Genomic DNA, 9,098 nt, shown 5'->3' with positions numbered 1-9,098 from the left:
TCATGCAGTTGCGCTTCACTTCTTTCGCTATGACCAGCTTAAGGCGGGACTTTCACCCACAGGAGTGCGCCCATGCTGGGCGCACAAAGAAAAAGGCCGCGTCGTAAACGAGCGGCCTTTTTGGCTTGAAAGCATCTTTATTCGCGGAACAGCGCTTCGATATTCAGCCCTTGCGTTTGCAGGATTTCCCGCAAACGACGCAGACCTTCAACCTGAATCTGACGAACACGTTCGCGGGTGAGACCAATTTCACGGCCCACATCTTCCAGTGTCGCAGCTTCATAACCCAGCAGACCGAAACGACGCGCCAGCACTTCACGCTGTTTGGCGTTCAGTTCGAACAGCCATTTGACAATGCTTTGTTTCATATCATCGTCTTGCGTGGTGTCTTCCGGACCGTTGTCTTTCTCATCGGCCAGAATATCCAGCAGCGCTTTTTCAGAATCTCCGCCTAACGGCGTATCGACTGAGGTAATGCGCTCGTTGAGACGCAGCATACGGCTTACGTCATCAACCGGTTTGTCCAGCCGTTCAGCTATCTCTTCCGCACTCGGTTCATGGTCCAGCTTATGGGACAACTCACGCGCGGTACGCAGATAGACGTTCAGCTCTTTAACAATGTGAATTGGCAGACGAATGGTGCGGGTTTGGTTCATAATCGCCCGTTCAATAGTCTGACGAATCCACCAGGTCGCATACGTTGAAAAACGAAACCCACGTTCAGGGTCAAATTTCTCAACGGCACGGATCAGCCCCAGATTCCCCTCTTCAATCAGATCCAGCAACGCCAGACCACGATTACTGTAACGACGGGCAATCTTAACCACCAGACGCAGGTTACTCTCGATCATGCGACGGCGGGAAGCGACGTCACCGCGAAGTGCGCGGCGTGCAAAATAGACCTCTTCTTCGGCCGTTAATAGTGGAGAATACCCAATTTCCCCAAGGTACAGCTGAGTAGCATCTAATACACGCTGGGTGGCACCCTGCGATAACAGCTCCTCTTCAGCCAGGTCGTTATCACTGGGTTCCTCTTCTACTAAGGCTTTTTCGTCAAAAACCTCTGCTCCATTTTCATCAAATTCCGCGTCTTCATTTAAATCATGAACTTTCAGCGTATTCTGATTCATAAGGTGGCTCCTACCCGTGATCCCTGGGCAAAGCTCCTGAAAACACCTCATTGTGCACGTTGCAGCGGCATCTGCGCGCACTGCAACGGCTCGATGGGGGTCTTCAATAACCTTGCACCGATTTATCGCTGCGGCAAATAGCGCAGCGGGTTAACGGATTTCCCCTTGTAACGAATTTCAAAATGCAAGCGTGTAGAACTGGTTCCGGTACTACCCATGGTAGCTATTTTTTGCCCCGCCTTAACTTCTTGTTGTTCCCGGACCAGCATTGTGTCGTTATGGGCGTAGGCACTCAGGTAATCATCGTTATGTTTTATGATGATCAGATTACCGTAACCGCGCAGCGCGTTACCGGCATATACAACGCGCCCATCTGCGGTCGCGACAATAGCCTGTCCTTTGCTACCGGAGATATCGACGCCTTTATTGCCACCTTCGGTAGCAGAGAAGTTGTCGATAACTTTGCCCTCAGTCGGCCAGCGCCATGAAGCAATCGGCGAGCTGGTTGATGTACTGCTGGCAGTCGGTTCGGTTGAGCTTACAGAAGGTGCCGTAACAGGCGCTGTGATGGTTGTCGCAGGCTTGTTGTTCGGCAACATTTTGTTAGCACTTTCTTCACCTGAATCTTCAGAATACGTAATTGTCGGTTTCGAAGCAACCACTACGCTGGAATTTTGTGCAGGTTTTGAGACTATTCCTTGTGCTGACGCATCAGCCTGCGTAATGGCATTTCCACCCGTAATTGGCGTACCGGATGCATTACCCACCTGCAACGTTTGCCCGACTTCAAGGTTATAAGGCGCAGCGACATTATTACGTTGCGCCAGATCACGGAAATCGTTCCCGGTAATCCATGCGATATAAAATAATGTATCGCCACGTTTCACCGTGTAGGTACTACCGCCGGTATAGCTGCCTTTGGGAATATTGCCGTACTTACGGTTATAAACGATGCGCCCATTAACGGTCTCAACAGGCGTCTGTACCACCGGCTGGATCTGCGTTGGCTGTACGTTCGGGCGATGCACAGGCTGAATTTGCTGCTGCGATGAGGTACCAAGTTTTGGCGGAGGCGTGATCAACATTCCGGAGCTGGAATTTGAACTGGCATTACCGCCAACAGAACTGACCGGGGCCGGAGCATTAGTGGAATTTGAACACCCTGCCAGCCACAACGAAACCAGTGACAATGCCGCAATACGGCTTACGGTGAATTTCGGGCTTCCCGCGCTCATTTATCCCCCAACAATATATAGATAACCAATGACTTAAAGATAGCCGCGACGCCTTGCGGCAAATGTCTCTACCATACGCTGTTACGGCCAGAAAATCTCAGGGAAAACTCTGTAACTCAGGCCAGTTCGCCTCTTATCAGCGGAACAAAGCGCACCGCCTCCACAGTATCAATAATAAATTCGCTTCCGCGCCGACGAACACGCTTCAACTGTTGCGTTTCGTCGCCTACAGGTAAGACAAGAAGACCGCCATCATCCAGCTGCGACATCAATGCTGCGGGGATCTCCGGCGGTGCGGCGGTCACAATAATGGCGTCAAACGGAGCGCGAACCTGCCACCCCTGCCAGCCATCACCGTGACGAGTAGAAACATTGTGTAGGTCGAGCTGCTTCAGGCGACGGCGCGCCTGCCATTGCAGGCTCTTGATACGTTCAACGGAGCAGACATGGTGTACAAGACGCGCCAGAATCGCCGTTTGATAACCAGAGCCAGTGCCGATTTCCAGCACCCGCGACGCGGGTGTCAGCTCCAGCAGTTCAGTCATTCGCGCCACCATATACGGCTGCGAAATGGTTTGCCCCTGACCAATAGGCAACGCGACGTTATCCCATGCTTTATGTTCAAACGCCTCATCGATAAATTTCTCGCGTGGCACTTGCGATAACGCCTCAAGCACCCGCTCATTTTTAATACCCTGCGCGCGTAATTGATTGAGAAGATCCTGTACGCGTTTACTCACCATTGCGAATCCACCCCGACACGATCCAGCCAGCCCGAAACCACATCATGCGCGCTGTATGCTGTTAAATCCACATGCAACGGCGTGACAGAGACGTAGCCTTCATCCACGGCTGCAAAATCCGTATCCGGCCCGGCATCGCATTTTTCCCCGGGCGGACCAATCCAGTACAGTGTGTTGCCGCGCGGATCCTGCTGCGGAATAACCTGATCGGCCGGGTGACGGCTACCGCAACGAGTAACACGAATGCCTTTGATCTGATCGAGCGGCAGATCCGGCACGTTAACATTGAGGATCCGCCCGGTACGCAGCGGCTCGCGGCTGAGCGCGCGCAGAAGAGAGCAGGTAACGGCGGCCGCCGTTTCATAATGGGTATGACCGTTGAGCGAGACGGCCAGCGCCGGAAAACCTAGATGACGCCCTTCCATCGCGGCTGCAACAGTACCGGAGTAGATCACATCGTCGCCGAGATTCGGCCCGGCATTAATGCCGGAAACCACCACATCCGGGCGCGGATGCATCAGCGCGTTCACCCCAAGAAAAACGCAGTCGGTCGGCGTACCCATCTGTACAGCGATATCACCGTTTTCAAAGGTAAAAGTACGGAGCGAAGATTCGAGCGTCAGTGAATTAGACGCACCGCTGCGGTTACGATCGGGCGCGACCACCTGAACATCGGCAAACTCACGCAGCGCTTTTGCCAGCGTTTGAATTCCCGGCGCGTGGATCCCGTCATCGTTACTCAGCAATATTCGCATAATCACCCGATGTGTTAATAAGTTCCCTGACCACGCTGGTAGCAAAACTTCCCGCCGGGAGCCAGAAACGTAACTCGACGGTGACATCATCACACCAGTTCCAGCAAAGCTTCTGTGGATAGAGCAGCATTGCGCGGCGCGCAGCTTCTACTTTTTCCCGCACCAGCAACGCCTGCAACTCCGGCGCATCAGCAACCGCCTGTTGCTCAAACGCCAGCGCTGCTCGCTGCGCCCCCCAATCGCCGCTGCCCGGCAGCGCGGCGGTAATCATTAAGGCTTTCGCATCGACGCGCGCCTGCAATTCTGCGCACTCTTCCTCGCTGGCAACAAACCAACTACCGCGCCCTGCTAATTGTAGCGCATCACCGTCAACAACTTGATTAAAGTCTGTTTTTTTCAATCGTTCATTGACGATTTGATTAAACAACGCGCTGCGTGCCGCTGACAGCCAGAAACTGCGTTTATTACGATCGCGTACTGGAGTATCGCTCTGCGCCCAGCGTAATGCGCCCTGCAAATTGCTGCCGCCAATACCAAAACGCTGCGCACCGAAATAATTCGGTACACCTTTTTCACTGATGGCCTGCAAACGGGCCTCCACATCCGCCCGATCGCTCACTTCACGCAGTACCAATGTAAATGCGTTGCCCTGCAATGCGCCCAGCCGCAGCTTGCGCTTGTGGCGGGCATACTCCAGCACTTTACAACCCTCAAGCTCAAACGCGCTGAAGTCCGGCATTGAATTGCCCGGCACACGGGCGCACAGCCACTGCTCGGTCACCGCGTGTTTATCTTTTTGCCCGGCAAAGCTCACTTCGCGTGCATGAATTTTTAGGAATTTTGCCAGCGCATCTGCCACAAAGCGGGTATTGCAGCCCTTTTTCAAAATACGCACCAGAATATGTTCGCCTTCGCCGTCCGGCTCAAAGCCGAGATCCTCCACAACGACGAAATCTTCCGGGTTGGCTTTGAGGATCCCGCTGCCTGCCGGTTTGCCATGCAGCCAGGTCAGGTTTTCGAATTCTGTCATTTTACCGCCTTCACCAATAGCGCGACCGCTTCACAGGCAATACCTTCGCCACGCCCGGTAAAACCGAGTTTCTCGGTGGTGGTGGCTTTGACGTTGACATCATCCATATGGCAGCCGAGATCTTCGGCAATGAAGACGCGCATCTGTGGAATGTGCGGCAGCATTTTCGGCGCCTGAGCAATAATGGTCACATCAACGTTACCCAGTGTATAACCCTTCGCCTGAACGCGTCGCCAGGCCTCGCGTAGCAGCGCACGGCTATCGGCGCCTTTAAATGCCGGATCGGTATCCGGGAACAGTTTGCCGATGTCGCCCAGCGCCGCTGCACCCAGCAGCGCATCGGTCAGCGCGTGCAGCGCCACATCGCCATCAGAATGCGCCAGCAGCCCTTTCTCGTAAGGAATGCGTACGCCGCCGATAATAATCGGGCCTTCACCACCAAAAGCGTGTACGTCAAAACCGTGTCCAATACGCATTATGCTTTCTCCTGAAGGTCTGAAAAGGTCAGATAGAATTCTGCCAGCCGTAAATCTTCCGGTCGGGTCACTTTAATATTATCCGCGCGTCCGGCAACCAACTCCGGGTGAAATCCGCAATACTCCAGCGCCGACGCTTCGTCGGTGATCGTTGCGCCTTCATTCAGCGCGCGGACCAGACAATCGTGTAGCAGTTGCAGCGGGAAAAATTGCGGCGTCAGCGCATGCCATAAATCATTACGCTCGACGGTATGGGCAATCGCTGTTTTTCCCGGCTCCGCGCGTTTCATGGTGTCGCGCACCGGCGCGGCAAGAATACCGCCGACGCGGCTGGTTTCACTGAGCTGTAACAGTCGGTTTAAATCATCCTGATGCAGACAAGGACGCGCGGCATCATGCACCAGCACCCACTGCGCGCCACCCGCAGCCTTTAAGCCCGCCAGCACCGAATCGGCGCGTTCTGCCCCGCCGTTCACCACGGTAATTTGCGGATGTTGCGCCAGCGGCAGACGGGCAAAGCGCTCGTCGCCTGGACTGACGGCAATAATCACCCGGCTAACGCGCGGGTGGGCAAGCAGCGCATCTACGGCGTGCTCAAGAATGGTTTTTTGGCCAATGGAGAGATACTGCTTAGGACATTCCGTTTGCATGCGGCGGCCGAATCCGGCTGCCGGCACCACGGCACAGACGTCCGGAATTAGTGCTGACATGTCGTAAACCCGGGACTGTTTATCGATTATTTTGTGTATTTTGGTTCTGGTTCTGGTTCTGGTTCTGGTTCTGGTTCTGGTTCTGGTTCTGGTTTTGCGTTGACCCCGGCGTACGCTTTGACGAGTCCGGCACCAGACGATAAAACGTTTCGCCCGGCTTAGTCATGGATAATTCGTTGCGTGCGCGTTCCTCAATCGCTTCCTGACCGCCATTGAGGTCGTCAATTTCGGCGAAAAGCTGATCGTTGCGCGATTTTAATTTGGCGTTCGTCGCCTGCTGTGTTGCCACATCTTCGCTGACGCGGCCGTAGTCATGCAGACCATTCTTGCCGAACCACAGCGAGTACTGTAGCCAGACCAGCAAAGCCAGCAATAGCAGCGTTAGTTTACCCATCCTGCCCCCTGAAAAACGGCACCATCATCCCATAACTTTTCGTCAGACTCCACTCCGGGGTCGGGTGATGCCGCGCAAGCGCCAGACTTTATCATAAATGTCTTCCGAACCGTAGCCGGACACATTGCCTTAATGAGGGTTACGCTTTGAAGTATGGCCGTTAGCCCAACAACCACATAAACAGCACGCCAAACATAGCGGCGACTGTCAACAGCGTCGCCACGATGCTGTAGAGCAACCGACCATCGAGCAGCGAATGCAACGCAATGCCGACCACCACGGAGACAGGCATCAGCGCGAGGAAAAATGGCCAGGTGTAGAGAAAGAAAAATAGCGTATTGGGACCGTAAATCATAAACGGGATCGCCAGTGCCAGCAGCCATGCAACGAACCCCACTACGGCTCCGGGAAAAGACCATGTGGTTTCGTCGGCGGTCGCAGGGAGTGATTGCGACCGTGTGAGGGTGATGTTCTGACTATTACGCATATCGGATCCTGTTGCCTGTAGGACCGGTAAACAGGAGATACGCGCGCGTAAATTCAGGAAGCGTAATTTCGCCTGAAGAGGGCGCGTATCGCCAGTACCGTCTCAGGATCTGATAATATCGCTCTGCCGAAGGAGGTCTAATAATTGGCTGACCAAATTTGTTACCAATTGTTCACCTCGCAAGTGAACTTCCGGAGATTCGGGCGCTTCGTAAACCGAATCAATGCCGGTGAAATTGCGCAGTTCACCGGCGCGCGCTTTCTTGTACAACCCTTTCGGATCGCGCGCTTCGCAAATCGCCAGCGGCGTATCGACAAACACTTCAATAAAACGCCCTTCCCCCAGGCGTTCACGCACCATCTGGCGCTCGGCACGGTGCGGCGAAATAAATGCCGTCAGCACCACCAGCCCGGATTCCACCATCAGCTTGGCCACTTCGCCGACGCGGCGGATATTCTCTTTGCGATCGTCATCGCTAAAGCCGAGATCGTTACACAAACCGTGGCGCACATTGTCGCCATCCAGCAGATAAGTACTGACGCCTGCCTTATGCAGCGCCTCTTCCAGCGCGCCAGCGACCGTTGATTTACCAGAACCGGAAAGCCCGGTAAACCATAGTACAACCCCACGGTGACCGTGGAGTTGCTCGCGCTGCTCAGGCGTTACCGGATGGGCATGCCAGACGACATTTTCATCATGCAGAGCCATTATTTGCCTCCCAGCAGATCGCGTGCGCCCCAGTGCGGGAAGTGCTTACGGATAAGCTGGTTCAGTTCCAGTTCAAACGCGCTGAATTCTGAAGCGCTGGTCGGCTGCTCAAGATGAACATCACGTACCATGCCCGCGCCAACGGTCACATTGCTCAGCCGATCGATAAAAATAATGCCGCCAGTGACCGGGTTTTGTTGATACGCGTCCAGCGTCAGCGGTTCATCAAAGGTTAAATCAACCAGGCCAATGCCGTTCAGCGGCAGGCTCTCCACCTGGCGCTGCGTCAAATTGTTGATATCCACCTGATACTGAATGGCATCGACACGTGCGCGCGTCTTTTTGCCCGCCACTTTGATGTCGTAGCTCTGGCCCGGCTGCAACGATTGTTCCGCCATCCACACCACGTCGAGCGATGCGCGCTGCACGGCTGGCAGGGTATCCTGCGCGTCAAGAATCAGGTCACCACGGCTGATGTCTATCTCATCTTTCAGCACCAGCGTAATGGCTTCGCCTGCGGCCGCTTCCTGTAAATCGCCATCAAACGTGACGATGCGGGTAATGGTTGATTCCACGCCCGACGGCAACACTTTGATGCGCTGACCAACGCTCACCACACCGGACGCCAGCGTACCGGAGAAACCACGGAAATCGAGGTTCGGACGGTTAACATACTGCACCGGGAAACGCATCGGTTGGGTATCCACTATGCGCTGGATCTGCACGGTTTCCAGCACTTCCAGCAGCGTCGGGCCACTGTACCACGGCATTTTTTCGCTCTGGCTGGCAACGTTATCACCCTCCAGCGCCGACAGCGGCACGAAGCGGATATCCAGGTTACCCGGCAGTTGTTCAGCAAAAGTCAGGTAGTCCTGGCGAATGTTTTCGAAGGTCTCTTCACTAAATTCCACCAGATCCATTTTATTCACCGCTACCACCAGGTGTTTGATACCCAGCAGCGTGGAGATAAAACTGTGGCGACGGGTTTGATCCAGCACGCCTTTACGCGCATCGATCAACAAAATCGCCAGATCACAGGTAGACGCGCCGGTTGCCATATTACGGGTGTACTGCTCGTGCCCTGGCGTATCGGCGATGATAAATTTGCGCTTCTCCGTGGAGAAATAGCGGTAGGCAACATCAATGGTAATGCCCTGCTCACGCTCCGCTTGCAGGCCATCCACCAGTAGCGCCAGGTCGAGTTTTTCGCCCTGCGTGCCGTGGCGTTTGCTGTCGTTATGCAGCGTGGAGAGCTGATCTTCATAGATTTGGCGGGTATCGTGCAGCAAACGTCCGATCAGAGTACTTTTCCCGTCATCGACGCTGCCGCAGGTCAGAAAACGCAGCAGGCTTTTGTGCTGCTGAGCGTGCAGATACGCTTCGACGCCGCCTTCGTTGGCAATTTGTTGAGCAATAGTAGTATTCATGGC

Annotated in this window: 11 protein-coding genes; all 11 read right to left on the bottom strand. The window is 54.5% G+C overall.

Annotated elements, in window-relative coordinates:
* Nucleotides 1-137: 137 nt before the first annotated feature.
* Nucleotides 138-1,130 carry an RNA polymerase sigma factor RpoS gene (gene rpoS, locus GA0061070_RS03540; RefSeq protein ID WP_007370393.1) on the bottom strand — a complete coding sequence of 331 codons (993 nt, stop codon included), beginning with the start codon at nt 1,128-1,130 and terminating at the stop codon, nt 138-140.
* 122 nt (nt 1,131-1,252) lie between these two features.
* Complete coding sequence (gene nlpD, locus GA0061070_RS03535) at nt 1,253-2,305, bottom strand: murein hydrolase activator NlpD (RefSeq protein WP_244153023.1); 1,053 nt, start codon at nt 2,303-2,305, stop codon at nt 1,253-1,255.
* Nucleotides 2,306-2,481: 176 nt separating this feature from the next.
* Nucleotides 2,482-3,108, bottom strand: coding sequence for a protein-L-isoaspartate(D-aspartate) O-methyltransferase (locus GA0061070_RS03530; RefSeq protein WP_090133678.1), 627 nt, complete (start codon nt 3,106-3,108; stop codon nt 2,482-2,484).
* Nucleotides 3,102-3,863: a 5'/3'-nucleotidase SurE gene (gene surE, locus GA0061070_RS03525; RefSeq protein ID WP_090133677.1), complete on the bottom strand. Its 762-nt coding sequence runs from the start codon at nt 3,861-3,863 to the stop codon at nt 3,102-3,104. The genes GA0061070_RS03530 and surE overlap by 7 nt, the downstream gene beginning before the upstream one ends.
* On the bottom strand, nt 3,844-4,893 hold the full coding sequence (truD, locus tag GA0061070_RS03520; protein WP_090133675.1) for a tRNA pseudouridine(13) synthase TruD: 1,050 nt from the start codon (nt 4,891-4,893) through the stop codon (nt 3,844-3,846). Before truD ends, surE begins: the two co-directional genes overlap by 20 nt.
* On the bottom strand, nt 4,890-5,369 hold the full coding sequence (gene ispF, locus GA0061070_RS03515) for a 2-C-methyl-D-erythritol 2,4-cyclodiphosphate synthase (RefSeq protein WP_090133673.1): 480 nt from the start codon (nt 5,367-5,369) through the stop codon (nt 4,890-4,892). Before ispF ends, truD begins: the two co-directional genes overlap by 4 nt.
* The gene (gene ispD / locus GA0061070_RS03510; RefSeq protein ID WP_090133671.1) at nt 5,369-6,079 is read right to left on the bottom strand and encodes a 2-C-methyl-D-erythritol 4-phosphate cytidylyltransferase; all 711 of its coding nucleotides are present in this window, start codon (nt 6,077-6,079) and stop codon (nt 5,369-5,371) included. Before ispD ends, ispF begins: the two co-directional genes overlap by 1 nt.
* Before the next feature lie 19 nt (nt 6,080-6,098).
* The gene (gene ftsB / locus GA0061070_RS03505; RefSeq protein WP_090133670.1) at nt 6,099-6,473 is read right to left on the bottom strand and encodes a cell division protein FtsB; all 375 of its coding nucleotides are present in this window, start codon (nt 6,471-6,473) and stop codon (nt 6,099-6,101) included.
* A 160-nt stretch (nt 6,474-6,633) separates the two neighbouring features.
* Nucleotides 6,634-6,960: a DUF3561 family protein gene (locus tag GA0061070_RS03500; protein ID WP_090133668.1), complete on the bottom strand. Its 327-nt coding sequence runs from the start codon at nt 6,958-6,960 to the stop codon at nt 6,634-6,636.
* A gap of 102 nt (nt 6,961-7,062) precedes the next feature.
* Entirely contained in the window at nt 7,063-7,668 is a 606-nt protein-coding gene (cysC, locus tag GA0061070_RS03495) for an adenylyl-sulfate kinase (RefSeq protein ID WP_090133666.1), read from the bottom strand.
* Nucleotides 7,668-9,095, bottom strand: a complete 1,428-nt coding sequence (gene cysN, locus GA0061070_RS03490) for a sulfate adenylyltransferase subunit CysN (RefSeq protein ID WP_090133664.1) — start codon at nt 9,093-9,095, stop codon at nt 7,668-7,670. Before cysN ends, cysC begins: the two co-directional genes overlap by 1 nt.
* Nucleotides 9,096-9,098 lie beyond the last annotated feature (3 nt).

This window comes from Kosakonia oryziphila (assembly GCF_900094795.1).
GTDB classification, from domain to species: Bacteria; Pseudomonadota; Gammaproteobacteria; order Enterobacterales; family Enterobacteriaceae; genus Kosakonia; species Kosakonia oryziphila.
This window is presented reverse-complemented; position numbering and strand designations above follow the sequence as displayed.

Coding starts and splice junctions, on each gene's coding strand:
- ispF (WP_090133673.1), bottom strand. CDS start 5,369: ATGCGTATTGGACACGGTTTTGACGTACACGCTTTTGGTGGTGAAGGC.
- cysC (WP_090133666.1), bottom strand. CDS start 7,668: ATGGCTCTGCATGATGAAAATGTCGTCTGGCATGCCCATCCGGTAACG.
- ispD (WP_090133671.1), bottom strand. CDS start 6,079: ATGTCAGCACTAATTCCGGACGTCTGTGCCGTGGTGCCGGCAGCCGGA.
- cysN (WP_090133664.1), bottom strand. CDS start 9,095: ATGAATACTACTATTGCTCAACAAATTGCCAACGAAGGCGGCGTCGAA.
- rpoS (WP_007370393.1), bottom strand. CDS start 1,130: ATGAATCAGAATACGCTGAAAGTTCATGATTTAAATGAAGACGCGGAA.
- surE (WP_090133677.1), bottom strand. CDS start 3,863: ATGCGAATATTGCTGAGTAACGATGACGGGATCCACGCGCCGGGAATT.
- truD (WP_090133675.1), bottom strand. CDS start 4,893: ATGACAGAATTCGAAAACCTGACCTGGCTGCATGGCAAACCGGCAGGC.
- GA0061070_RS03530 (WP_090133678.1), bottom strand. CDS start 3,108: ATGGTGAGTAAACGCGTACAGGATCTTCTCAATCAATTACGCGCGCAG.
- GA0061070_RS03500 (WP_090133668.1), bottom strand. CDS start 6,960: ATGCGTAATAGTCAGAACATCACCCTCACACGGTCGCAATCACTCCCT.
- ftsB (WP_090133670.1), bottom strand. CDS start 6,473: ATGGGTAAACTAACGCTGCTATTGCTGGCTTTGCTGGTCTGGCTACAG.